25 protein-coding genes are annotated in these 23,027 nt (G+C 53.4%); 21 read left to right on the top strand and 4 right to left on the bottom strand.

Annotation, left to right across the window (positions count from 1 at the left end; all coding sequences use genetic code 11):
- Positions 1-8 precede the first annotated feature (8 nt).
- From M2305_RS05670 to M2305_RS05570, 21 genes are all read left to right on the top strand, one after another.
- The gene (locus M2305_RS05670) at positions 9-458 is read left to right on the top strand and encodes a hypothetical protein (RefSeq protein WP_211499125.1); all 450 of its coding nucleotides are present in this window, start codon (positions 9-11) and stop codon (positions 456-458) included.
- Positions 439-1,755: a phage terminase large subunit gene (locus M2305_RS05665; protein ID WP_264648815.1), complete on the top strand. Its 1,317-nt coding sequence runs from the start codon at positions 439-441 to the stop codon at positions 1,753-1,755. Before M2305_RS05670 ends, M2305_RS05665 begins: the two co-directional genes overlap by 20 nt.
- Positions 1,756-1,797: 42 nt before the next feature.
- Complete coding sequence (locus tag M2305_RS05660) at positions 1,798-3,216, top strand: phage portal protein (RefSeq protein WP_264648814.1); 1,419 nt, start codon at positions 1,798-1,800, stop codon at positions 3,214-3,216.
- Between the two features lie 23 nt (positions 3,217-3,239).
- Positions 3,240-3,728, top strand: coding sequence for a phage scaffolding protein (locus tag M2305_RS05655; RefSeq protein WP_233125942.1), 489 nt, complete (start codon positions 3,240-3,242; stop codon positions 3,726-3,728).
- 76 nt (positions 3,729-3,804) lie between these two features.
- Entirely contained in the window at positions 3,805-5,184 is a 1,380-nt protein-coding gene (locus M2305_RS05650) for a DUF4043 domain-containing protein (protein WP_264648813.1), read from the top strand.
- A gap of 55 nt (positions 5,185-5,239) precedes the next feature.
- On the top strand, positions 5,240-5,641 hold the full coding sequence (locus tag M2305_RS05645) for a hypothetical protein (protein ID WP_264648812.1): 402 nt from the start codon (positions 5,240-5,242) through the stop codon (positions 5,639-5,641).
- Positions 5,642-5,846: 205 nt separating this feature from the next.
- A complete protein-coding gene (locus M2305_RS05640) occupies positions 5,847-6,251 on the top strand; it encodes a hypothetical protein (protein WP_264648811.1) in 405 nt (134 codons plus the stop codon).
- Positions 6,252-6,261: 10 nt separating this feature from the next.
- Positions 6,262-7,239 (top strand): hypothetical protein, encoded by a 978-nt coding sequence (locus M2305_RS05635; RefSeq protein ID WP_264648810.1) that lies wholly within the window; start codon positions 6,262-6,264, stop codon positions 7,237-7,239.
- Between the two features lie 84 nt (positions 7,240-7,323).
- Positions 7,324-8,808 carry a phage tail protein gene (locus tag M2305_RS05630; RefSeq protein WP_264648809.1) on the top strand — a complete coding sequence of 495 codons (1,485 nt, stop codon included), beginning with the start codon at positions 7,324-7,326 and terminating at the stop codon, positions 8,806-8,808.
- Between the two features lie 2 nt (positions 8,809-8,810).
- On the top strand, positions 8,811-9,236 hold the full coding sequence (locus M2305_RS05625; protein ID WP_046900291.1) for a hypothetical protein: 426 nt from the start codon (positions 8,811-8,813) through the stop codon (positions 9,234-9,236).
- Positions 9,233-9,553 carry a hypothetical protein gene (locus tag M2305_RS05620; protein ID WP_099213336.1) on the top strand — a complete coding sequence of 107 codons (321 nt, stop codon included), beginning with the start codon at positions 9,233-9,235 and terminating at the stop codon, positions 9,551-9,553. Before M2305_RS05625 ends, M2305_RS05620 begins: the two co-directional genes overlap by 4 nt.
- A gap of 166 nt (positions 9,554-9,719) precedes the next feature.
- Positions 9,720-10,595: a hypothetical protein gene (locus tag M2305_RS05615; protein WP_264648808.1), complete on the top strand. Its 876-nt coding sequence runs from the start codon at positions 9,720-9,722 to the stop codon at positions 10,593-10,595.
- 18 nt (positions 10,596-10,613) lie between these two features.
- Positions 10,614-11,531 (top strand): hypothetical protein, encoded by a 918-nt coding sequence (locus tag M2305_RS05610; RefSeq protein ID WP_264648807.1) that lies wholly within the window; start codon positions 10,614-10,616, stop codon positions 11,529-11,531.
- Positions 11,532-11,537: 6 nt separating this feature from the next.
- Positions 11,538-11,747 carry a hypothetical protein gene (locus tag M2305_RS05605; RefSeq protein ID WP_064274264.1) on the top strand — a complete coding sequence of 70 codons (210 nt, stop codon included), beginning with the start codon at positions 11,538-11,540 and terminating at the stop codon, positions 11,745-11,747.
- Complete coding sequence (locus M2305_RS05600; RefSeq protein ID WP_264648806.1) at positions 11,744-12,805, top strand: hypothetical protein; 1,062 nt, start codon at positions 11,744-11,746, stop codon at positions 12,803-12,805. The genes M2305_RS05605 and M2305_RS05600 overlap by 4 nt, the downstream gene beginning before the upstream one ends.
- Complete coding sequence (locus tag M2305_RS05595) at positions 12,802-13,425, top strand: baseplate assembly protein (protein WP_264648805.1); 624 nt, start codon at positions 12,802-12,804, stop codon at positions 13,423-13,425. Before M2305_RS05600 ends, M2305_RS05595 begins: the two co-directional genes overlap by 4 nt.
- Complete coding sequence (locus M2305_RS05590; RefSeq protein WP_264648804.1) at positions 13,422-13,781, top strand: phage tail protein; 360 nt, start codon at positions 13,422-13,424, stop codon at positions 13,779-13,781. Before M2305_RS05595 ends, M2305_RS05590 begins: the two co-directional genes overlap by 4 nt.
- Positions 13,782-13,823: 42 nt before the next feature.
- On the top strand, positions 13,824-14,963 hold the full coding sequence (locus M2305_RS05585) for a baseplate J/gp47 family protein (RefSeq protein ID WP_264648803.1): 1,140 nt from the start codon (positions 13,824-13,826) through the stop codon (positions 14,961-14,963).
- Between the two features lie 44 nt (positions 14,964-15,007).
- Positions 15,008-16,246, top strand: coding sequence for a hypothetical protein (locus tag M2305_RS05580; RefSeq protein WP_264648802.1), 1,239 nt, complete (start codon positions 15,008-15,010; stop codon positions 16,244-16,246).
- Between the two features lie 3 nt (positions 16,247-16,249).
- Positions 16,250-16,936, top strand: coding sequence for a hypothetical protein (locus tag M2305_RS05575; protein WP_264648801.1), 687 nt, complete (start codon positions 16,250-16,252; stop codon positions 16,934-16,936).
- A 35-nt stretch (positions 16,937-16,971) separates the two neighbouring features.
- Complete coding sequence (locus M2305_RS05570; protein WP_249203006.1) at positions 16,972-18,192, top strand: glycine-rich domain-containing protein; 1,221 nt, start codon at positions 16,972-16,974, stop codon at positions 18,190-18,192.
- A 46-nt stretch (positions 18,193-18,238) separates the two neighbouring features.
- On the opposite strand, the gene M2305_RS05565 is transcribed toward M2305_RS05570, so the two are convergent.
- The 4 genes from M2305_RS05565 to M2305_RS05550 all read right to left on the bottom strand — a co-directional run bounded on the left by M2305_RS05565 (position 18,239) and on the right by M2305_RS05550 (position 23,017).
- Complete coding sequence (locus tag M2305_RS05565) at positions 18,239-19,555, bottom strand: cytochrome c (protein ID WP_264648800.1); 1,317 nt, start codon at positions 19,553-19,555, stop codon at positions 18,239-18,241.
- Positions 19,552-21,330, bottom strand: coding sequence for a GMC family oxidoreductase (locus M2305_RS05560; RefSeq protein ID WP_264648799.1), 1,779 nt, complete (start codon positions 21,328-21,330; stop codon positions 19,552-19,554). The genes M2305_RS05565 and M2305_RS05560 overlap by 4 nt, the downstream gene beginning before the upstream one ends.
- 12 nt (positions 21,331-21,342) lie before the next feature.
- Positions 21,343-22,068 carry a gluconate 2-dehydrogenase subunit 3 family protein gene (locus M2305_RS05555; RefSeq protein WP_080951425.1) on the bottom strand — a complete coding sequence of 242 codons (726 nt, stop codon included), beginning with the start codon at positions 22,066-22,068 and terminating at the stop codon, positions 21,343-21,345.
- 121 nt (positions 22,069-22,189) lie between these two features.
- A complete protein-coding gene (locus tag M2305_RS05550) occupies positions 22,190-23,017 on the bottom strand; it encodes a hypothetical protein (protein ID WP_264648798.1) in 828 nt (275 codons plus the stop codon).
- Between the last annotated feature and the right edge of the window lie 10 nt (positions 23,018-23,027).

The raw sequence follows: 23,027 nt of genomic DNA, 5'->3' as shown, positions 1-23,027 counted from the left end.
ATGGACAAATGAGCGAGACACAGAGTGAGAAGCAACGGATACGCCATGGGCGATCTCGCCAGCGCAAGGAACAGTTTCTGAAGCATCTTGCTGCCAATGGAAATATCTCTGCAGCTGGCCGTTTTGCAGATGTTCAGAGAAGCACGCTGTATCATTGGAAAGAGACGGACCCTCACTTCGCATTTCTTTGGGATGATGCTTTGGAGGAAGCGGCAGACGCCCTGGAAGCTGAAGCCCGGCGTCGCGCTGTCGAAGGATATGACGAGCCAATTACCTATGGTGGAAAAATTATTTGCAACCCCGAGACGGGAAGCCCGCTCGTCAGGAAAAAATATAGTGATGGTCTGATGGCCTTTCTTTTAAAGGCACATCGACCCTCTCGCTTTAAAACCGGACATACCGAGGACCAGACTGGCTCCATTTCCATCTGTATCAGCCATGACGACAGCGCCCTTTAGACTGAATGATGCACAAAGCGAGGCTGTTCGTTTGCTGGGAGGGCCTGCCCGTCATATTTTACTACGGGGTGGGTCACGCTCAGGCAAAACGTTTGTGTTGATCCGAGCCGTTGTTATTCGAGCGTTGAAGGTTCCAGACAGTCGTCATGGTATTTTTCGTCACAGATTAACGGCTCTTAAGGCGTCTGTTTTGCGGGATACGTTCCCGAAGGTCATGCAGTTCTGTTTCCCACGGGTTCGGTGGAAGCTGGATCGGCAGGACTGTGTCGTGACGTTCTCCAATGGGTCTACCATTCTGTTCGGCGGTTTGGATGATGAGCAGCGTACCGAGAAAATTCTGGGCCTTGAATTTGCGACAGTTTATCTGAATGAGGCAAGCCAGATCAGTTATGGCGCGCGGAATATGTTGCTGACGCGCCTGGCGCAGAAATGTGACTTGGTGAACCGTGAATATATTGATGCCAATCCGCCGAGTGTTGGTCATTGGCTGTATGCGCTTTTCGAGTTGGGAATAGAGCCGAAATCAGGGCAACCCATTTCGGATCGTTCTTTATATGGCACGATGATTCTTAATCCCCATTCTAACAGGGATAATCTGGGAGAGGATTATCTTGCAGCGCTGGAAGCGTTGCCGGAACGGGAGCGGCGACGGTTTCTTCATGGAGAATACCAGGTTGCTGTTGAAGGGGCGCTCTGGCGGATTGAATCGTTCAGACGCGAAGCTGCTGTTGCGGCTCAGACGCGGATGGATATTGCTTCACGCATGAGGCGTATTCTGGTGTCAGTTGATCCTTCGGGCGCATCTGGTCCGGAAGATTATCGATCGGATGAAATCGGAATTGTTGTCTGCGGCGTGGATGCTGATGGTGTCGGACATGTTCTGGAAGATCTTTCTGCCAGAGACAGTCCGGCAGGATGGGCTGCACGGGCATTGCATGCTCTGGATGACTGGCGGGCGGAGCGGATTGTTGCCGAACGAAACTTCGGTGGTGCTCTGGTAGAGAATACCATTCGGAGTGTGCGAGCGACTGCGCCGGTTCGGCTGGTCACAGCAGCGAGAGGCAAGGCTGCGCGGGCAGAGCCTGTGGCGGCGCTCTATGAGATTGGCAAGGTGGTTCATCACGGGCGCTTTGAAGCGCTTGAGGATCAGCTCTGTCATTTTTCAGTCAGTGGATATCGAGGGCCCCGGTCTCCGGATCGGGCGGACGCGATGGTCTGGGGACTGAGTGAACTGATGCTGTCTGGCAGCAGCAGTATGGCGGGCTGGAGCCCGTCAGCATTTTCGTTGGCGCGCTGACCGGCTTCTGGGCTGCAGGCGGGCTTTAGCATTGGAGAATTCATGGACTGGTTGTCCCTGCAACGGCGGTATGCCGTGCCGGCGGGTGCGTCTGCGCGCACAGCACGCCTGCTGGCGTTAAAGCGCGTTCTGGACGGTACGCAATATGATGCCTTGCCTCATCCGTTCTCGCTGGAACGATCAGGGGCGGGGGAATACATTCCGCTTTCGAATAGACGACCATCTGTCCGGAGTAATTTATGCCGAACGGTTGTCGATGAATCCGTCTCGTTACTTTTTGGCGATACGCACTGGCCCAGTTTGATTACGGATAATGTGCGGGTTGCGGAAGCCATGAGTGTTTTCGCCGCACAGACGCGTTTAGCATCACTGATGATGGAGGCCGCAACGTGTGGTTCCATTGGTTCTGTGGTGGTTCTTTTTGAGGTGTCGGCCGGCGTGCCGAAGCTTTCGGTTCTCGATACGGCTTATCTGACGCCGGTCTGGGATGATGCCAGTGGCGAGCTTTTGCGTGTTGAGGAGCGGTTTCTTGTTCGAGGCCGGGATCTTGCTGCGCAGGGTTATCCAATTGGTGAAGATCTATTGGGTGCGCAATTCTGGTGGCAACGGATTTGGACACCAATGGATTGCGCAGTTTCCGTACCCTGGCTCGTCGGGATGGACGGTGGGGTTCGGGATGAAAGCCGGTCCGTACGCCATGGGCTGGGTTTTGTACCGATTATCTGGATCCGCAATCTGGGTGGTGTACATGGGCGTGACCCGGAAGGGGAATGCACTTTTGAACGGGCGATCGATACGGTCATTGAGGCGGACTACCTTCTGTCTCAGGCTGGGCGAGGTCTGAAATATGGCTCTGATCCGACGCTGGTTTTGAAAACTGGAGGTTTTTCGGATGGTGTGGCTCATCAAGGCGGAGCGTCGTCGGCTCTGACGTTGCCTCCTGAAGGGGATGCCAAGCTTCTGGAAATTAACGGCAATGCCGCAGGGGCAGTGCTCGAGCACTATCGGGAACTGCGGCAAATTGCCTTGGAGCAACTGCACGGCAACCGGGCGCATGGTGATCGGATTTCAGGCGTGCAGTCTGGCAAAGCCATGGAAATGATGTGTCAGCCTCTGATCTGGCTGGTGGATCGGCTGCGGCATTCTTATGGCGAGAATGGGCTTTTGGCTGTTTACCGAATGGCCTGCCGTTTTTCCTGTGTGCTGGAAAACGGTCTGCGGTTGGGTGGGGCTTTGGTGAAAGACCTCCCTTATTGTCGCATGGCATTGAGGTGGCCCGCCTGGTTCCCAGCAACGGATCCGGAGCTTCTGTCTCTGTCGCAGGGGCTGGTGACTGCTGTTTCCAACGGGATTCTAAGCCGAGAGACGGCAGTCAGAATGTATGCGACGGCATCTGGAAATTCTGACCCCGGGGCAGAATGGCGTGTGCTTGAACAGTGGGTTGCGCCGGATGAGGCGTGACGTTGAACGGAGGGAAAATATCCGTGTCTGAAGAAACTATTGAGGGTGTGGAGGCTCTGCGTCAGGCGCTTGCTCAAGCGCAGGATGAGGTCAAATCCGTTCGTCGGGAAATGGCGGATGCTGTTGCCCGGCAGGAAGATCTGCAGCGATCGCATGAGGAAATTGTGTCTCGTGTGAAGCAGGAAAGTGACCGTGAAATTATGGTTGCGGCTCTGCGGTCAGAGGCTGTTCGTTTGGGCGCGTATAATCCTGAAGATGTTGTTCGTCTGATTGATATGGGCGGTGTTACCCGCACTGAGGATGGCGCGGTTGTGGGAGTGATTGAGGCTTTAGAACAGGCGCGGCAGGAGCGTGCATATCTGTTCGGAGAAATTGTGCGTCCCGGATATTCGAGTGGCACAACAGTTGGGTACCCGGCACCGAAGCCTGGCGGCATTGAACCTTTTGATGCGCGCGCAGCTACTGAAGCTGATTACGAAGCGCGCAAGTGGCAGTTTCTGGCTCGGGCCTGATAGCGCGACAGTGAATTAAATATTTGCCCGGCCAAATGTGCCGGAATTTTTCATAAATATTTACGGAATGACATTCATGAGCATCGAAAATTTTCCAGTTCAGCTTCAGGCCGCTATTCAGCAGGGTTTTCTGGCGCGGGAGTTTGAAAACGGCCTCAAATCTCGACTGGGGTTTCGACAGGTTGCTGACCGCGAGATTTTCCCTAACGCTATTGGTGAAACTCTTACAAAGACGCGTAAGAGTCTGAAGGCTCCTGTTACGACACCGCTGAATCCAACGGGCAATACCAACTTCGATAATGGAATGAGCCCTGCTGGCTGGTCTGTTGAGCAATACACTCTTTCGATCAATCAGTATGGCGACACGATTGATCTGAATATGGTGACGAGTGGTGTCGGGATTGCATCGCAGTTTCTTGCAAATGCCAACACGAATGGTGTGCAGGCCATGCAGTCTCTGGACCGGCTTGCACGCAATACGCTGTTTGGTGGAGCTCAGAATGGAGTAGGTGGTTATCTGGGTGGCAATACGCGCGTTAGTGTTGCGCTTGATGCTGAAGGCGACACCATTCAGGTCGATGACATTCGGGGATTTCAGTCCGTCATTGTTAATGGTCAGGTTACGCTGATTGGATCCAGCAATGGCATGACTGTGACTGTTGGTTCGGATGTGTACACGCTTGTGCGCGTGGTAGCTGACGCGACCAATGTTTCTACGGCGCCGGGCGGAATCTCCGGGCAGATGACATTCTCCGCCAGCGTGTCTGTTGCGGATGGTGCCGTTGGGCAGCCGGTGGTGGCAGCAACGGCACCGAAGGTGATCCGTCCGAATGGCCGTCTGACGACGGCAGCTCTACAGACGGCGAGTGCAAGCGGTCTCGCGGATACGCTGGGTATCCAGCAGGTTCTGGCTGGTGTTGCGACGCTTCGCCGTAACAACGTTCCTATGATCAATGGGGCATATCATTGTTATCTGGATGATATTCAGCTTCTATCGCTGTTCCGTGACGATGACTTCAAGCATCTTTATCGGGGAGCATATGGTTCGGAAGAGTATCGTTCCGGACAAGTGATTGAGCTGCTGGGTGTTCGGTTTATTCCGACGACAGAGGCCCCTCAGCAGCTTTCTCTTGGTGCTGGTCCTATTCATCGTGCTCTGCTGTTGGGCCAGGGGGCTCTGATCGAGGGTGACTGTGCGCTGACTGGCCATTCGGACATCCCAGACGCTGATCGCGCACTGATTGAGATGGTGGATGGGGTTGCAATGGTGACGCGTGAGCCACTGGATCGACTGCGTCAGATTATCGCTCAGTCCTGGTACTGGATTGGGGGTTTCGCGCTACCGACGGATGTGACGGCAGATACAAACGTTATTCCCACGGCGACGAACAGCTATCTCAAGCGTGGCGTTGTCATTGAGAGCCTGGGCACGGATGCACTTGGCATGACCTTCTAAGCTGATTTCGAACCCCCATGATTCCATGGGGGTTCTTCTGGTGGAGGAGGATTATATGTCTGGGACTGCAAGCCTTTCCTCGGGCCCATTGACGGACGGGGAAAAGGTCGATGTTCGGCGATTCTGCGGGTATCCGGCAATTGGATCGCGGGAGAAAGGGCAGGAATCCTGGCGCTTCTTTCAGGTTGAGGGAGCGTTGGAATGGCGAATTAGCAGCTTGTCTGGCGCCGAGCTGCAGCAGGTACGCTTGTACCTTTCACAGCTTTACCCGTTGGAAACGGCTCTTTTGGGGGCGTCTGAAAATCTGGACACGGCACAGGCTGCGAGTTGGTATCACAACGGTCATGAAGTGCGTGATCGCGTGATGCTTCTGACGTTATGGCGTCGGCGTTTATGCGCGTTTCTTGGGGTGACAGGCGGTTTAGAATTGCAGGATGGCCGATTGGTCATCATCTGAAGGGGGCATGATGCGGGCGGAACAGATCGCGTCCAGACTTTGTCGAGGGTATGCAAAAGCGGCAGGGATTTTAGGTCACTCCGGAGAGCAATACCGGCCGGATAATCCGTTGTCTCCCATGCAAAATATTTATGCACATCCGATGCTCGCTTTTGATTCGAGTGCTGACTTTACATTCTTCCGATCCCCCAATTGGGGTGGGGTTATGGAATATGTGCTTACGGATTGCCGTGAAGATACTGTGGTCGGAGATATTCTGACTTGCGGGGGAAATACGTTTTTTGTTGCGGCCGTGGATGACCTTCGACCTCCGCTGTGTGTGGCATGTAATCGGACTGTGGAGGTCAGTGGCGTTTCTGGGACGCAAGGGAACATCGTTGAGGAATGTCCTGCTGCGATTGTTTTGCGGTCTAAAGGAGAGGGATCTGGGAGTGGTATTCCAGGGTCAGCCAAGCCCGGGCAGTTCGTCATGTATTTACCGCGGCTGCCGGGCATTGTGTTGCAACCCTATATGACGGTCACGACGGATTTGGATACGACGTACACGATTAACGCTGCCGAGATGTCGGACTGGGGTTTGCGTTGCACCATGTCTCTGCAACAGGTCTGAGGAGAGAAAAATGGCGGATGCTTCTCAGGTCGGATTGGCTCTGGCTTATGTGTGTGCGGGAATTTTATATCCAGACGGGCTCGAAAAGCCGTCTGTAACGGGGCGGCAGACGATCGTTCGTCGCGGGTGGCTTTTGCCGAGTGATATATTTGCAGCTCAAAATATTCGGAATAATACGGATTTCCTGACGGTCACACTGGCACCTCAGAAAGGGATTGTTGTGCCAGAGCCTTTGGGGCGCCCTTGGCAGGTTCAGGCGCGTGTTCTGCCCACGGTAACGGTGAAGCAAAGTGCGCAAGCTGTTTGCGTTGCTTTTCCTTCTGAGGGGGTGCCTTCAGGTGTTGTTGGTGTTTGGTACAAGGCGGGGAAAACTCAGATTTCTGCCGCCTATGCCGTGACTGAGCAGGACACGCCTGAAACTGTGGCTTTGGCTTTGGCCGGGCAACTCCCAAAAGGTCTTGCAGACGGAAATTCTGTTCAGGTTCCGGGTTATAACTTAGCCGGAAACGTTGTTGGTTATGGCCAGTCCGTAAGGGTGAACCGCCGACAGAATCAGCGGTATAGGGTTTCGCTCTGGACGGCTGATTCTGGTGTTCGGGATACGCTTGGACAGTTTTTGGATACGGAACTGGCTGAGAAGAGCTGGATTTCCACGTTGGATGGGCGGCAGGCACAGCTTAGGTTCGTGAGTGTTGAGGACATCGATACGATGCAAAATCAGGCATTGTATCGACGGGATTATTTGTACGAGCTGGTTTTTGACACCCTTCAGGTTCAGTGGTCGTCTGACATGATGTTTGGGGCCGGGACTGTTTCTGCTGGTGATCAAGTTAGCAGTTTCGGCGCAATCGAGCCTGCTTTTGATAATAGTGTGGTTCTGCATGCTCTTGAGGCAATGCAGGCGGCACAAACTTCTCAGGCAGCTCAGAATTCATATCCGGGAATGATGGTCAATCAGTTTGGGACTGTCGTCTGTCAAAGCCATTAAAAAATAGAGTCAATATAATAAAGAAAAATTAATTGTTCGATTATCGGAACAATATATTGTATTTCTTGGAGGAAATATCGGCGGATGTCTCTGGTTTATCAGGCGGGTACGCTGAATACGACTGCGCTTACGGTTCCTAACCTTTATGTACAGATTGCGCAGCCACAGCCGCTGGGACTAACGGGTGCCTCTTCATCGAAGCTGGGTATCGTTGGAACGGCAGGATGGGGCCCGGTAGGGCTTCCGGTGCCAGTGGGTGGCATGAGTGATTATCTCTCTGCGTTTGGGAGTAAACAGAACAAAACGACGGATGCTGGGCTGGCTGTAAATATTGCGGCTCTGCAAGGGGCGTCATCGTTCGTTGTCGTGCGTGTAACAGATGGAACGGATGCAAACGCAACGGCCTCTTTGGGAGGCGTTACACTCAGTGCTGTTCATACCGGCGCTGCTGGTAATTCTATCGTTGTGACACTGACCGCAACGGGGGCGGGTTATGGGCTGGCAGTTTCGCATCCGGTTCTTGGAGCAGCATCTTATTCAGGTGCGACATGGAACATTCTGGAAGCCGCTGTCGCGCAGGATTTGTCAGCTCTGGTAACGATCCATTTGCCGGATGCAGTTCCTGATCCTGTTCCCGGAAGCGTGACGCTGTCTGGAGGACTAGATGGTGGGGCGCCTGATACGTCGGCTTTTCTAGGAAAAGACGATATCATTCGGACGGGTATGTATGCTCTTAGGGGGCAGGGATGTGCCGTTGCCACCCTTCATGGCATGACAGATAGCGCGTCCTATTCGTTGCAGGCGGCATTTGGCCTCGGTGAAGGGGTCTATATGGTGGCGGCAAGCCCCGCATATGACAGTGTAAGTAATGCAGTGTCCGTCAAAGCCGCCAGTGGTCTGGATTCTTCAGCTGTAAAGTTGATGTTCGGTGACTGGATCTGGTGGAACGATGACGTTAATGGCATGATGCTTGTTAGCCCTCAGGCATTTGCTGCAGGCATTCTTTCTGCACTTTCACCTGAACAGTCGAGCCTGAACAAAGCACTTTCCGGTATTGTTGGTAGCCAAAAGGCGGGGTTAGGGGGAAGCAGCGCAACCTATTCCACGGCCGAACTGTCTACACTGTTTACGGCTGGGATCGATGTTATCTGCAATCCGGCGCCGGGCGGGACTTACTGGGCAGTACGGTGTGGGCACAATACGTCAAGTAAAGCGACGGTAAATGGAGATAATTACACCCGTCTGACCAATTATATTGCGTCATCCCTTGCTGGTGGCATGGGAGCGTATGTTGGGCAGGTCGTGAATGACACGCTCTTTTCCGATATTCGCTCGACCTTGCTGGGTTTCCTGTCGTCCTTGTTGTCTCAAGGTATTTTGGGTGTTCAGAATTCTGAACTGCCTTACCGTGTTGTTTGCGATAGTTCGAATAATCCCCAGTCGCGGACTGCGTTGGGATATGTGCAGGCTGACGTGGCTGTGCGGTACCAGGGCATCAATGAAAAATTTGTGGTGAATTTGCAGGGCGGCACCTCCGTGACGGTGACGACTGCGGGCGGGAGCGTCTGAGCATGGCAAATCCTTATAGTATTGGTCGCGACTGCCGGATTACAGTTCTCTGGAACGGCCAGCGGGTTGATTTGCGTGATGTCACGTCTTTCGGGGCATCACAGGAGACGCATGCTCTGCGAGCAAGTCCGCTTAATGGCATGCCAGTCGAGTTCAATGTCCCGAATGGCTGGCGTGGTTCGTTTCAGATCGCACGTGCGAGTGCGGCACTGGACAATCTGGTTGCTGCTATTGAAGCTGCTTACTGGAATGCTGGAACGGTTGGGAGCGGTACAATTTACCAGTATGTGACAGAGCCTGATGGCACGACAAGTACGTGGGAGTACACGAACGTGTCCATCAAGTTGAAAAATGATGCCTGGCAGTCGGATCAGATGGTTCATCAAACGGTGCAGTTCTTTGCATCAACGAGGGCAAAGATTTCATGAGTATGCTTCCGAAAGAAGTTCGTCTTGCTGATGGACGATGTCTTTCTCTGAAAGAGATCGATCCTGCGGATATGCTGGATCTGATTGAGGCGGCAGGCTCTGCTGTGACTGGTGCTTCGGCTGCTGCATGGTTGGGCTATGCGGAAATGATCTGTTCAGTTACGGCTATCGACGGTGTTCCAGTGCAGATGCCGGGTACGAAAGAAGAAATTCGTGATCTGGCGCGCCGTATCGGTAAAGGTGGAATTGCAGTGCTTTATCCATGTTTTCATCAGGATACTGATGAAGAGATGGTGGTCGCTACAGCAAAAAACTGAGTAGGCACTCTGCGTTTCAGGAGATGCTTTACCTTCTGGATCATGGGGTGCCATGGAATTTGTTGAAGTCGTGGTCTCGCGCAAGGCGGATGGCTGCGTGTGTTGTGACGGCAGAGCGTGCAGGTCATGTCTTTGACTGGGACCAAAGACAGTACCGAGAATAGGCATGCATACGGATAAATTGTGGAAAGGCGTTCTTTCGTCAGGAATGTTGTTTTCCCGGAATGTGTTGCGACGATCTTTGCTAGAGGGAAGGACGGCTGTCATTCCCACAGTGAGTTTTGTTAAGAGCCGCGAGAGAGGAAATTTGGATTTCCCGAAATTATCGATGGCTTCTTTAATACCTCGCGTGACGTCAGCCGGGAGCTTTTCCTTCTCGAAAAGTGGCCCAGAGACATATGTCGAAGGCACATTAGAAAATGCTCCAAAGCTTGTAAGAAATAAAAGCAGCATTTTTAAAATGGGGCCTAAGCAAGAAAGTCTCGTGCATATTGTGCAGGCTAAATTGGAGAAGTCTGGCCACGCTGTATCGCAAAAAATTCGCGATGATATGCAGTTGAGCGGTACGGAAAATTTTTTTATCAAGCCGGGAAGATTAAGCGCAGCCTCACCGGCGAAGAATTTTTTTTCTGCAAGAAGCCCGAGGCAGCACTGCCGCGTGGCACCTCATGTTTTTTCCCGTAATACGCCAGATTTAGCGGGTTCTCGCCCTGATATTTGGAAGTCAGCAATCAATACCCGGTCTGTCCCTGTTCTAAAATCTGGTGTGCGAGACCTGGAAGGTTGTTCAGCAATTTCATCACAGTTCCTTCCAATATCGTTGGGAAAATTGGGGCGGATACGGCAGCCTGAATTTGAAGAAAATACCTTACCCCACACATTTCACTCCTCCCGATCAGGAATGCCCCCTTTGGGTGAAGAGCAGCGCAAAGACATCAGCGATTTTGGAAAAATGAGCCGTCTTGCTGCGCGACGTGCAACGGGAGGCGTCGATGAAATTCAATTTCCCCAATATCCAGGTTGTAGCATTGGAATTGGATGAGATCAGAGGAGAGCCGCAATGAGTGTAACGCTCTCTGCCATTGAAAACGTGATCGGTTCCATCGGTCGTTTAGGGACGTCCGCGCCGGTTACCCTTGGCTCACTTGTACTGAGCGGTATTGAAGTTCCTGACCGACTTGAGGTTGGTGGCCATCAAATGATGGTCGTGCATAAGCTTCCCGGAGGCGAGCGTGTTGTTGATACGCTTGGAAACGACCCTGGCCGACTGGAATTGCGAGGGCGTTTTTTAGGGCCGAACGCACAGGTCCGAGCGCAAGCCGTGGAGCGGATGCGGATTTCGGGCCAGCCTGTCGCTTTTTCTGCGGCAGGTATGGCAAGTGATGTTTGGATTGCTCGCTTTGTTTATTCATATGAAGCGAAGGGGGCTGTCTGCTCCTATGAACTGACGTTGGAACGGCCAGCGGAAGCCACTGATTTTGGGACAAACCAAAGTTCACTCACAGGCATTCTAGGAAATGATACTGAGAGTGGGCTCAAGACTGTTTCAGATATGGTAGCGCGTATTTCGGAAGGCGTTTTTACAGGCACTGGGCAAGTTAATTCCATCGTAGGCCAGCTTATGCCATTGGCCACTTTAGTAGGGGCGGGGGGAACTGCGGCCAAGGTTGTTGATGCTCTGGGTATGGCAAATACCTTGAGCCAGAGTGGTTCTAATCTTGCGGCTACTCCGTCCGGTATGGCAGCGATATCCCATCAGCTTACGACCGCGGGGAGTGGGTTGATGTCCATCATGGAGAGCACAGGAAGCAATCTGGAAAGTGTCGCGATTGCGGATACATCGTCTCTGGCCGCAGTTGCCGGGAGTGCCGGTTTGCTTAGTGCAGCATCAGATACTGGCGGTCTGGTTAATCATTCTCTGGCGTATGTCAGTGGTTCTCAAGGTGCTTCCGGGCAATTGCCAGTAGTGCACGCGTGAGGAATTATGAAAAATATTGTTGTAACGGCAGCTGATATTTCGCTGTTTCATGTTGCGGCGCGTGAACTGGGAGATGCTTGCCAGTGGTGGAGAATTGCTCAGACCAATGGGCTATCAGATCCAGATTTAAGCAAAGTTGAAACAGTCCAACCTCTGAAAATTCCGATGAAAGACCTTACGCTCTCATCAGGGCTTCCCAATGAGGAGGGAGGATGACCACACGCCAGATCGAAGTTCGAATTTTATGGGATGGAATAGAAAATCCAGATCTTGCGCTTAAAAGTTTCGAACTGGATTCTAATAGATATGAGTCTTGCGATACGGCAGTTTTGACGTTCGCAATAAAGAGGCAGAGGGTTAGAGAGGCACCGTTCTGGTTTGAACAAGATATACCTTCAAGCCCGTGGATTTCTGTTGAAATCAGGGACAATAAAATTTCTTCAGGATGGACCGTTCTATTTCAAGGGCGTGCAGATCATGTACGGAATGTTGACGAGCATTCTCTTGTCGAAATGGAGTGTCGGGACGCTCTCGCGGCACTTATAGACCTGCGCGTGCAGGATTCCTGGCTTAACCATACGGGATCTGATCTGCTGCAGGATATTGCCAGAAGCGCTACACTTGAGACCCGGATTTCTCTTCCTGACGATGGCTCTGACCATATGATGGGTCAGTTTTGGCAAGTAGAGCATAAGAGGGGTGCCCTTCTGTCGCAGCATCGCTTTCAGACGGCGGCAGATCTGGCCTTTGCCGTTGCGAGGGATGCGTTATGTGATCTTTATGCGGATGGGAAAACGCTTGTCTGTCAGCCGTCTTACGTAAATGAGGACACCGCTGAAATTATTGATGTTCGAAATGCCGTATTCGAGACAGATGTTTCTCGAGATCTTCAATTGCTCAGGGGTATTGTGGTGCATATGGCATCTTGGGATTCTCGACAGAGAAGCAGTACGCATATTTATTATGATGGCAAAACATTTTTCCAGGATGCACCATCAGGTGTGACTGTACTCCACAGCTTTCGTGTGCCGGGCCGTCGTTTGGAAGATCTGCGTCGGCTGGCTCGTGGTAAGTATGAGCGTATTTCTGCACATGCAATGTCAGTCCGTATTTCAATGCCTGGTATTATAAGGCTGCGTCCGCGGCAATTTATAAAGATTTCACTGGGGACAACGGAGCAGACGCTGGGTGTGGATCAGGTTGTTTCCCGATTTTCTGTGAATGATGGATTTATTCAGCATGTGGTTTTGCGTAGCCGGAGAAGCGGGGTATGAGTGATACGCGAATGCTAGCTGCCGCCCTTGCGAACCGAAGCGCGCACGCGGTCCTTGGAATTGTGTCCGCAGTTGATCCTTCGAACCATGCCATCAAGGTTCGTATCCAGCCTGACAATGTGGAAACCGGTTGGATACCTGATGTGGGGGGCGTACAGGCCGGAAATCTGCGTGTTTCTTGTCCATCTGAACCAGGGACCCACGTTGCCTTGTTACCCCTTGAAGGGGATGGTGAGCATCTGATTGCTATCGGGGCTGTTTTTGACACGGTTGTGACTGCGCCCGTCTCTCCCTCTGATGGGCAGGCTATTCAGCCAGGGACCATGCTGATCAGGGCAGGATGCGGTGCACCCCCGACAGAAAAAAACGGCAAGGTTGGTGATGTAAATCCTCAGGCTGGTTGGTGTCAGATTGGCTCTGACGGGGTTATCCTGGGGGCAGGCAATGCGCGCTTACATATTGCAGAGAGTGGTATTTCACTGACGATAGGCGACGTAACGGCTGCGTTTTCTGCAAATGGTCTGAAGGTTTCTGGTGGCGATATTCAAACAGATCAGCACTCGTTGACGCAGCACGTACATCTGATGGGTAGCCAGACGACAGGGGGACCTGTTGGATGAGTTCCATCAGTCATTTGTGTGGCGGTGATCTGCTGCTGGAGAACGGTGGCTTACAGGTTATTTCCGAGGCTGACGAAACACGCCAGAGGCTTTTAAGGCGCTTGTTAACCAATCCTGGTGATTACATCTGGCAGCCGGAATACGGGGTGGGTCTGCAAAGCATGGTTGGGGAAGTCGTTGTTCCGGCCGTCATGCAAGCTGCTATTCGGGTGCAGGTTCTCAAGGACCCTGGAGTTGATTCCGGTCATTCTGTTGATGTGACTGTGAGTGCTGCCGATAACGGGCTTTGCCTTTGCCATATCTCCTATGTCGATGCTGACACGGGGCAGCAGCAAACAGTGGATTTTTCCGCCTAAACAAGAAGCGCAGAGCTATGTTCTGCGCTTCCGGAGGACGTAATGTCTCTTTCTCTTCGCTCGTTTGCTACGACGGTTTCCACCGCCGTGGCGACGGCGCAGTCTTCCTGTGCGCAGCTTTTGGATGGCTCTGTTGGATCGCCCGTGCGGGCACTGATGGAAGGTGTCGGTGGCATAGGATTATGGCTGCAATATCTTGTTTTACAAACCTTGCTCCGCACACGTCTGGCAACATCCTCTGCTGAGGATTGCGACAGTTTTGTCGAAGATTTCGGGATGATGCGTTTACCAGGAACGGCATCGACCGGGATGGTGACGATGATGTCATTTTCGCCAGCCCAGCAATCGGCAGTGATTGTGCCAGGAGCCATTGTCCGCACTGTTTCTGGCCTATCATTCGCAGTGATCAAAGATAGCAATCTGCCTGTCTGGTCCGACGTTGCAGGCGGGTATGTTCGGCAGACGGACATGCAGAGCATATCGGTTCCAGTTCAATGTCAGGTTGCGGGATCAAATGGTAACGTACCTGTTGGTGCGCTCTGTCTGATGGGCACAGCTATTTCCGGCATTGACACTGTTACAAATCCAGCGGCTTTTCTTAACGGTGCCGACCAAGAGACGGATGCGCAGCTGCGTGCGCGTTTTCCTCTGTGGCTTGCTGCAAAAGCATCTGGGTGCAGAGCAGCCGTTGGGAATGCTGTTGCGGGTGTTCAGACAGGATTATCGAGTTCGCTTCGAGATGGTGTTGCTGCTGATGGAACTGCACAGACCGGGTATTTTACGGTCGTCGTGAATGACGGAAGTGGCTCGCCATCGGATGCGCTGCTGACACAGGTTTATGAGGCTGTTGACGCTGTTCGGGCCTTGGGAGTCGGCTTTGCCGTCAGGTCTCCCCAGACGCTCGCGGTTAATGTGTCCATGACAGTCGTCGTGCCAATGTCGGTTGTGGTTCAGCAGGCTGCAACAGCGATTGAGAATGCCCTTAGCTTGGACATTGCAGGGGCAGTGGTTGGTGCAGGTTATGCCTATAGCCGCCTATCATATCTAGCGTATGTGGGGGCCGGCGTGACGGTTACCTCCGTTCTGGATGTCCGCCTGAATGGTGGGCAAGCCGATATTGCTGCGAATGGCGAGCAGGCACTCACAGTCGGCATAATTCAGATCAACGTTCTTCAGAACTGACCAAACAGGCCCCCTGCTAACTGTATCGGGGCAGAAGGAAGGCTATGCCTGTTTTCAATACATACCCGCGGCTTGACACGTTGACGGGCGATGAAGTTCTGGTGCTGGCAGATTCCAGCGGCCATCAAACTGTTACTGCAACGGCTTCCCAGATTGCAGGTACTCCAGCAGTTTCCAAGCCGAGTGGGGCATTCTATCAGGATAAAGGAGCAAAGATCAGTCGTTTCGCTGATCGTGTTCTGATCGGGGATGCTGCGGCTAATCCAGGACTGAGCGATCGGGATGCAGCGTCTAAAAACGAGTGGCTATCCCAGACAATGGGAGCCACCTCGATTGGGCCCTGGGCATTGCAGGACGCGCAATGCGCTTCGGTAGCACAGTTTGGAAATAGTGCTTTTGTGGCAGCGTCCCGGACATCTGATGCAAAAACGGCACCAGATATTTTAGGGTTTCAGCCAAGTACGATCGGCATTGCGTCATGGGGTGTCGCTGATGACACTTCTGCACCTACGACCACGACAGCCTACGCTTATTATGGAGAAGCGTGGCGTCTTGCTGGTGTAAATTATCAACCGACTTTCGTCATGGAACTTGAAGCGGTCAATTTTGGTGGCTTGGCGATTGGTCAGTCTACGCCTTATGCCCCCAATGTTGGCGGTGGTGTTTATGGCATTCAGCTCGGTGCGGGTGGTGGTCAGACCTCGGGTACTTCCGATGCTGCTGCGGGGGTCGTTTTTGTTTCAAACCCTGACGCCTGGCAGGTCGGTATTGTTTTCGGCGCGACGGCTTTAAGCGGCACAAACGGGACAGATAATGGATATGCCTCTGCCCTGTCTCTTGCGCGTAATCATGCTCTGGAGTGGCATACGCCGGAAGTTGTTAGTGGGGTCGCGGGCGGTAATGTTGGAGCATTTGTCCGCTCTACCGTGACAGAGCGTTCGAAGGGCGTACGACAGGATTTTATCGATAATGGAATTCTGTTCAGCAATATTGAAGGACAGACACTCTTTTCAGTCGCAAGTGCTGTGGCACCTAACAACACTTTGCAGGTCCAACCTGGGGCAGGCACTCAGGCGGCTGGTCTGTATGTGCAAAGTGGCGAAAACGGATCGTCAAACCTTGGTTTGTTTCCGGAAGAGGGAGGGCAGTTGCAAATCTCTTCCCCGGTAACGAATGCGGCAGGCACACTTCCCGCCACAGTGGGGGGAGGCTTTTTGCATATCAGCGTTAATGGAACGGATTATCGTATCCCGCTGATGACTCCAGAGCAGGCTGGAGGTTGAAGCATGGCCAGATTGTACGACCGTCAGAAAGTGGTCCTTCAGGCGACTGATGGGAAAATTCTTTTAGATACGGGGGTGGTTCCCGGATCAGTCGATGATTTTGCGTCGAGGTTGAGAAGCCTTCTGCCTGTCGGCTGGTTCCCAGCAGCGCCTCAGGATCTGGAGGAGGAAACTGCACCAGTTCTTGTCGCGGTTCTGAGGGGATTTTCAGCCGTTCTGGCTGGAATATGGACATTACTTGATGAATGTCAGCAGCAGACACGCCTCATAACGATGAGTGGCCCATTTCTGGATATGCTGGCGGCTGATTATTTTGGACCGGCTGGTTTGACGCGTCGCACTTCGGAGCTGGACAGGGACTATCGCACCCGTATCGTGTCCTCTCTGGTGGCGCAAAAGAATACGCGTGAATCTGTTTTCAACGCGCTGCTGTCAATCACAGGTGTCGCCCCCACTATTCTCGAACCTCTGAATGCAGCGGATTGCCATGCATTGGCGTCACTCGCCGCTCCTGCCGGTGGAGGAGGTTATGGGTATGGGAGCGCAGGGTTGCGATACGGCAGCCGGCACGGTGGTCAGTTCTTCGTGGAGACAGCGCTGGGGCACGCAGCTGATGTCCACGTAATTTACCAAACAATTGAAAAAACGGCAGCCAGCGGCATAACCGGCTGGGTCAAGGTGAGCAAATAATGGATCGGGCAATTGTATACGCAGGATCAATTCCAATGGATACGGATCTGCTGCGAATAGGGCGATATGGCAAGGCGGCGCTCGGTCATCTGTCTGATATGCTTTATGGCCGGGATGTGACAGCTGCTTCGGGTCTGATTTGTACGCCTTCTCCCTCCGGTCTGTCTGTTACAATCGGGGCAGGGTCCATCACAGCATCTGGGACTATGGATGCTGCATTTCTGGGGGGCGCCGGCGGGGGATATGGAGCGGATGCAACCCCTACAACTTGCCAGTATTCAAGTGATGAGGATGTAACGGTTTCTGTTCCAGGAACTGGCGCGACATATACGGTTTTCGCTCTTTGTACCGAACAGGATGTCGATCAGACTGTCCTCCCGTTTTTCAATGCCTCAAACCCCTCCCAGACGCAGGCGGGCATGAATAACGACGGAAATGCCTTGCCAACGCGGAGACAGGCAGGTCTTTCTTTTGTTGTTTCGACAGATACACCAGCTGTGCCGCCCGGTGGCGCAATTGTTGGGCTATATACTTTGAATGTGCCTCAGGGAGCCACGTCTCTTGCTGGCGTACAGCCGCAGGCAGGGAAGGTTTTTTGGCCAACAATTCCTGAATTGGCAACGCAGACTTTGCTGCGTGCCGCTATGCAGCCTCTACAGCTTGTCACAGCCAATGCATCAGTTTCCATTCCAGTTTGGGCGTCCCGTGTGGAATTACGTGTTGTGGGCGGCGGCGGCGGCGGCGCATCGTCTAATTCCATGACACTGAACGGATCATTTTCAGGCGGCGGCGGCGGCAGTGGGGGAGATGCTTCAGGGATTTATGACGTCAGCCTCGCAACTGGTAGCGCACTGAATGTGACAGTCGGCGCAGGTGGCGGATCGGAGCAGACGGGTGGCACCTCCCTTGTCAGTTACAATGGGCAAACATTGCTACAGGCTGGTGGAGGGCAGGGTGGCTATTTTTATAGCGCCATGGGCTCTGCAGGTGGTGAAGGTGGCGTAGCGTCAGGCGGCACCGTCTGGAATCAGACTGGGACTTCGGGAGGAGATGGCCAAACGAATTCCAGTACCTTTGCAGGTTACGGCGGTAGCGGCCCATGGGGCGGCGGCGGCCGGTGCGGAAACGAAGGAGGGCGCAATGGCACCCATTTTGGTGCCGGCGGCGGGGGCTCTTATTCTACACCTGCAGATGGGACGCACTCGCCGGGCGGCGCTGGTTATTCCGGGTGTGTTATGTACCGTTTTCTGCCGTAGGGCAGGCGAGGGGGCCTCAACTGGGTGTTCCCCTCGTTACGTAGACTCAGTTCAATGAAATTTCGCCGTCCACCATATTGCGCGGCGGCATGTCTTTTTTCAGATTTACAACGTTCTCTCGGCTGACAGCAGGTGCGTTGTTTCCCCATGCATGACGGATAAACGTTGTGACATCTGCGATCTGCTGATCGCTGAGGCGATGCATGAAATCCGGCATCGTAAAGGCAGAAGGGGCTGTCTCGGTCTTGGGTAATGTTGCCCCACTCTGAATGATGTGAACGAGTGACGCCGGATTTTCTCCCATGACAACAGGGTTACCCGCAAGCGGCGGAAAGACGGCAGGATATCCCTTGCCGTCTGTTCTGTGGCAGGCTGCACAATTATCGATATAGACTTTGGCACCTCGCGCGGAAACGTCTGCTCTACGCAGAGTATTGGTGGATGCCGGGTCATAGACCCAGTTTTTCTGCGTTTTGTCGTAAGGCTGGAGAGTGCGCAGATATTTGGCCATCGCAAGAAGATCTGCGGCAGAAAGATGCTGCGTGCCATGAACAATGGCAGACGTCATGGCACCAAAACTTTCTGCCTGCATGTTTCGTCCGGTTTTAAGAAACGCGACGATGTCCTCTTCGCTCCATCGACCTAAGCCAGTTCGGTTTTCCTGACGAAGCGAGGTTGGGACCCATCCATCGACAGCTACTCCACCTGATAGAAAGGTCTCGCTATCGGCCGCTGTAAGAGCTTTTTCCTGCATTGCAAGGCCACGTGGTGAGTGGCAGGCCCCACAATGTGCTGGACCTTCCACCAGATAAGCTCCGCGGGCTATCTGTGGATCTGTAAATGTCTGAAGCGTCTTGGCTTGAGCCTTGACTGGAGCAGGGGAGAACATCCAGCGCCAGAATGTCAGCGGCCAACGCATGGAAAGTGGCCAGCGAATACCATTTTCCGGTGTTGTGAGGGATGATGCCTCAACACCGTCGTGGAAATAAGTGTAAAGCGCGTGAACGTCATGATCTGTCAGGCGAGCATAGGATGGATAGGGCATTGCGGGATAAAGCGTTGCGCCATCTCGGCGGATGCCTTCTCGCAGGGCTTTCCCAAACTCGGCCTCTGAATATTTTCCGATCCCATGCTCCATATCGGGGGTAATGTTCGTGGAATGAACTGTACCGATCGGAAGAGAAAACGATACTCCTCCAGAATATTCCGGTTTCCCATGAATTGAATGGCAGGCTGCGCAATCAGAAGCGGCGGCAAGATAGCGGCCTTCTTCGATCAGGGCAGATTTTTCATCATTGGCTGAGGCATCGTAACTGAAGAACAGGACGCTGCTGGTGAAGGCCAGAAAAGGAAAAAATTTCATGCCTTCACCAATGGACCAGGAGATTTCAGATAGGTTGTACGGATGTGGTAGGCCGCCCAATATGCCAGGGCCGCGACTGTGCCTGTGGGGTTATATCCCATCCCTTGCGGAAAAGCATTGGAGCCGATCACAAACACGTTCGAAACATCCCAGCTTTGAAGATAGCGGTTGAGCGCGCTTGTCTGGGAATCTGTCCCCATAACTGCGCCGCCGCCAAGATGAGTGGTCTGATAGTGGCGCGTGTCAAAGGGTTGGCCAGCGTTGAGATGAACAAGATTGGTCTTCGTGGCGCCCATGGCTTTTGCCAGCGGTTCGATCTTGCTGACAACGTACTGGTTCATGCGGATATCGTTATCTTTCCACGTGAAGGTCATGCGAAGCAATGGCAGGCCGTAAACGTCTTTCCATGTCGGGTCCAGGTCTAGATAAACATCCCGGTAGGCCATGTTGCTGCCATGTGCATCCACCCCGATAGAGTGCTTATAACTGTCGATGAGAGCGCCTTTATACGCTGAGCCCCATCGTGGTGTGCCCCCGCCGCCTGTCCCGATGGCGGCGGCAATGGGTTTCGTTCCGGCTTGATTGACCCACACCGGAGACCCCCCGATGAAGCCAAGCGGGCCATGATCAAAATTCATGCTGTTGAAGTCATCAAATGCGACACCAACGCCGCCTGCACCAATGAACTGGTTGGTATATTTGGACGGTGGAAGCCAGATGCGCGATGACGTAATGGTCTGGTAAACGAAGTTCCGCCCAACTGTGCCTGTGTTCTGAACAGGATCATACGGCTTTCCGATGCCCGAGAGGAGCATCAGATGGACGTTATGAAACTGAAACGCACTCAGAATGACGAGATCAGCTGAGAGGGAAACTTCTTTCTGCGTTTTGGTCTCCAGATACGTGACACCGGTTGCCTTGCTCTTGGTGCTGTCCAAGTCGACACGAAGAACGTGCGCATCGGAAATAAGAGTGAAACGAGGGTCCTGCCGGAGAGCAGGCAGAACATTCACGTTCGGAGACGCTTTTGAGTAGAGGTAGCAGTCATATCCGCTACAATACCCGCAAAAATTGCAGGGCCCCATCTGGCAGCCATACGGGTTCGTATACTGGCGGGATGCATTGGCTGCGGGCAGGGAATAGGGATGATAGCCTACCTGGGATGCCGCATCCCGAAAGGTAGAGGCTGTGAAGGTGTCTTTCATGGCCGGGAGCGGAAAATTATCCGACCGGTCTCCATCAAAGATATTACCGTTTCCGACAATTTTGCTGTTGACCCGATAGGCTTCGCCAGATGTCCCAAAAACCTTTTCGGCCTTGTCGAAAAAAGGTTCCAGCTCCGCGTAGGTCACGCCGTAATCCTGAAGGTTCATGTCCTCAGGAATGAACTTCTCGCCGTAACGTTCTACTACTGAACTACGAAGCCTGAGATCTTCTGGCGAAGCGCGAAAATGGACGCCTGACCAGTGTAGTCCCGCCCCCCCAACGCCTTCGCCTGGCAGGAATGCTGCTAACTGACGATAGGGCAGGGCAGTTTGATCAATGGTATTGCGGACCGTGACTGTCGTCTGGGAAAGATTCTGGAAGAGGCGTTTGCGAATTGCCCCCCGCAGTTCATCAATAGACTCCGGGTAAGCGCCTTCTACGGGCGTCGTACGCTCGGAGCCGCGTTCCAGCATGATGACCGACAGTCCGGCCTCTGTCAGTTCTTTCGCCATGATCGCACCAGCCCAGCCAGCTCCGACCACGATGGCATCTACGTGTTTTTTTGTCATGATTTAAGCCCCTCAGGCCGTTTCACCTGAGATGGAAACCGGACCAAACGGATAGGCTGCGCCGTCCTGATTGACCCAATCCATGAAATCTGCCCGAGCACCCGGGAAGCCCAGCATCAGCCACCCGCCCAGCCCTCTGTTGCCCCCATAAAGAGGATCAGAAAATACACCCTCAAGGGTATTGGTTCGGAGTTGCTCGAAGAAAACCCGGCCAGGAATATCTCCCAACGAGACAGAGCCGCCCTCCAGTGCCGTCAGAATTGCGTCCTGCTCTGCCACAGGAAGATCCGGGAAGGATTTTCCATGTTGCTGGCGAGTATAGGCGTCCAGTCCCTGAAGGCCTTTGCGATACAAATCGCGCGGCACAAACGGCAGCTGATAACCGAGATTAGCCGGGCCCTGTACGAAAGGGGCTGACATGTACCAATTGTCTCCCTGCGCATAAGGCGTTTCCATCTGACGATCTATGAACTCTGCAACACCCAAGGCGCGCGCACCTGGTCCATGTTGATCCTGTGGAAAAAGCCGTTCCGTAGCGGATTCCAGAAGGCGGTACTCGTCAGGTGTGAAGAAGGAAGGGTGGTATGGCTGTTTGGATTCTTCAGCCAGGGCTTCAGCCCAGTGGGCATGGCCCCCAACCATCCAGAAGGATGTGGACCCGAGCAGGCCTTTGACAAAACTGCGGCGAAGAGGGCGGGTCACGGTCGGTTCCGTCGAAGGCACACTGTTCTCCAGCATAAGGGTAGGGTCATATTCGGAAAACAAACATATCCGGAATAAAAGATATCAGACCCCCATAGGGTGGATAGAGGTCGTAATGCCAGAGAACTTTCGATCATCATTTAGCGATGAGCGCTATTTACCCAGCTGAATCGCTGGCTTTCCCATTGGATGGAAGTTGCAGAACACCTGCAGGAGGAGATTTCTGCTTCGGTGCAGCAGTTACAGGGGACGTGCTGTCATCCCCTGCGCCCGTCGGGAAAATTGCATCGGGAATGCTGGGCTGAACGGGGGCGGCAACGCTTGGCGTGCTTGTGACTGCGGCTGGAACGTCCTGTGTGACAGGCGTTGCGGGAGCAGCTGATGCGGTACTGCCTGGTCCATCAAGAGCCTGTTGCTTCACGCCCCCATCAACCAGAGGGTTCCCTACCGCGTCTGTCATCCAGCTCATGAGTTTTTTACGGACCTGAAACTCAAGCTCAACGTTCATGTCCTGCATCATCTGATTGGTCAGGGCATAGAGAGAAGCGCGGGATGTAGCGCTTTTGGTGCCGGTGTCGAGCTTTCGGCTGATCCGTGCATGGATATATCCCGTATGCAGATTTCCCGCATCGGCAATATTCAGCTGCACATCCAGGGCGCCTGAGATCGCATTCTCGCCCTCTGAAGAAATGTAGGCCTGTTTAATGATGAATGCTGCCTGACCCTGCTGTCCACTGGCAACCAGTCGTTGGTTCGCCATTTGTTTCAGGGCCTGATCGGGGGGCGTAGGGGCTTTCGAACTCAGGGAACCTGGGGCCGGAACAGCTTCATCCTGAATGTTGATTGTCGCCACATTCAGGTGCAACTGCGACAAATAGCTGTAGTCTGCGGGAGGGAATGTCTGCGCTGGCTCATCATCTGCACAACCCGCAAGACCGAGTGATAATCCCAGAGCAACAGCTCCGAACCAGTACCGTACACCCATCACGCTATTC

Source organism: Gluconobacter cerinus, assembly GCF_025961355.1.
In the GTDB taxonomy this organism is placed as follows: Bacteria; Pseudomonadota; Alphaproteobacteria; order Acetobacterales; family Acetobacteraceae; genus Gluconobacter; species Gluconobacter cerinus.
This window is presented reverse-complemented; position numbering and strand designations above follow the sequence as displayed.

Bases quoted from the DNA above. Each gene is read 5' to 3' on its own strand.
- M2305_RS05670 (WP_211499125.1), top strand. From the start codon at position 9: ATGAGCGAGACACAGAGTGAGAAGCAACGGATACGCCATGGGCGATCT.
- M2305_RS05665 (WP_264648815.1), top strand. From the start codon at position 439: ATGACGACAGCGCCCTTTAGACTGAATGATGCACAAAGCGAGGCTGTT.
- M2305_RS05660 (WP_264648814.1), top strand. From the start codon at position 1,798: ATGGACTGGTTGTCCCTGCAACGGCGGTATGCCGTGCCGGCGGGTGCG.
- M2305_RS05650 (WP_264648813.1), top strand. From the start codon at position 3,805: ATGAGCATCGAAAATTTTCCAGTTCAGCTTCAGGCCGCTATTCAGCAG.
- M2305_RS05645 (WP_264648812.1), top strand. From the start codon at position 5,240: ATGTCTGGGACTGCAAGCCTTTCCTCGGGCCCATTGACGGACGGGGAA.
- M2305_RS05640 (WP_264648811.1), top strand. From the start codon at position 5,847: ATGGAATATGTGCTTACGGATTGCCGTGAAGATACTGTGGTCGGAGAT.
- M2305_RS05635 (WP_264648810.1), top strand. From the start codon at position 6,262: ATGGCGGATGCTTCTCAGGTCGGATTGGCTCTGGCTTATGTGTGTGCG.
- M2305_RS05630 (WP_264648809.1), top strand. From the start codon at position 7,324: ATGTCTCTGGTTTATCAGGCGGGTACGCTGAATACGACTGCGCTTACG.
- M2305_RS05625 (WP_046900291.1), top strand. From the start codon at position 8,811: ATGGCAAATCCTTATAGTATTGGTCGCGACTGCCGGATTACAGTTCTC.
- M2305_RS05620 (WP_099213336.1), top strand. From the start codon at position 9,233: ATGAGTATGCTTCCGAAAGAAGTTCGTCTTGCTGATGGACGATGTCTT.
- M2305_RS05615 (WP_264648808.1), top strand. From the start codon at position 9,720: ATGCATACGGATAAATTGTGGAAAGGCGTTCTTTCGTCAGGAATGTTG.
- M2305_RS05610 (WP_264648807.1), top strand. From the start codon at position 10,614: ATGAGTGTAACGCTCTCTGCCATTGAAAACGTGATCGGTTCCATCGGT.
- M2305_RS05605 (WP_064274264.1), top strand. From the start codon at position 11,538: ATGAAAAATATTGTTGTAACGGCAGCTGATATTTCGCTGTTTCATGTT.
- M2305_RS05600 (WP_264648806.1), top strand. From the start codon at position 11,744: ATGACCACACGCCAGATCGAAGTTCGAATTTTATGGGATGGAATAGAA.
- M2305_RS05595 (WP_264648805.1), top strand. From the start codon at position 12,802: ATGAGTGATACGCGAATGCTAGCTGCCGCCCTTGCGAACCGAAGCGCG.
- M2305_RS05590 (WP_264648804.1), top strand. From the start codon at position 13,422: ATGAGTTCCATCAGTCATTTGTGTGGCGGTGATCTGCTGCTGGAGAAC.
- M2305_RS05585 (WP_264648803.1), top strand. From the start codon at position 13,824: ATGTCTCTTTCTCTTCGCTCGTTTGCTACGACGGTTTCCACCGCCGTG.
- M2305_RS05580 (WP_264648802.1), top strand. From the start codon at position 15,008: ATGCCTGTTTTCAATACATACCCGCGGCTTGACACGTTGACGGGCGAT.
- M2305_RS05575 (WP_264648801.1), top strand. From the start codon at position 16,250: ATGGCCAGATTGTACGACCGTCAGAAAGTGGTCCTTCAGGCGACTGAT.
- M2305_RS05570 (WP_249203006.1), top strand. From the start codon at position 16,972: ATGGATACGGATCTGCTGCGAATAGGGCGATATGGCAAGGCGGCGCTC.
- M2305_RS05565 (WP_264648800.1), bottom strand. From the start codon at position 19,555: ATGAAATTTTTTCCTTTTCTGGCCTTCACCAGCAGCGTCCTGTTCTTC.
- M2305_RS05560 (WP_264648799.1), bottom strand. From the start codon at position 21,330: ATGACAAAAAAACACGTAGATGCCATCGTGGTCGGAGCTGGCTGGGCT.
- M2305_RS05555 (WP_080951425.1), bottom strand. From the start codon at position 22,068: ATGCTGGAGAACAGTGTGCCTTCGACGGAACCGACCGTGACCCGCCCT.
- M2305_RS05550 (WP_264648798.1), bottom strand. From the start codon at position 23,017: ATGGGTGTACGGTACTGGTTCGGAGCTGTTGCTCTGGGATTATCACTC.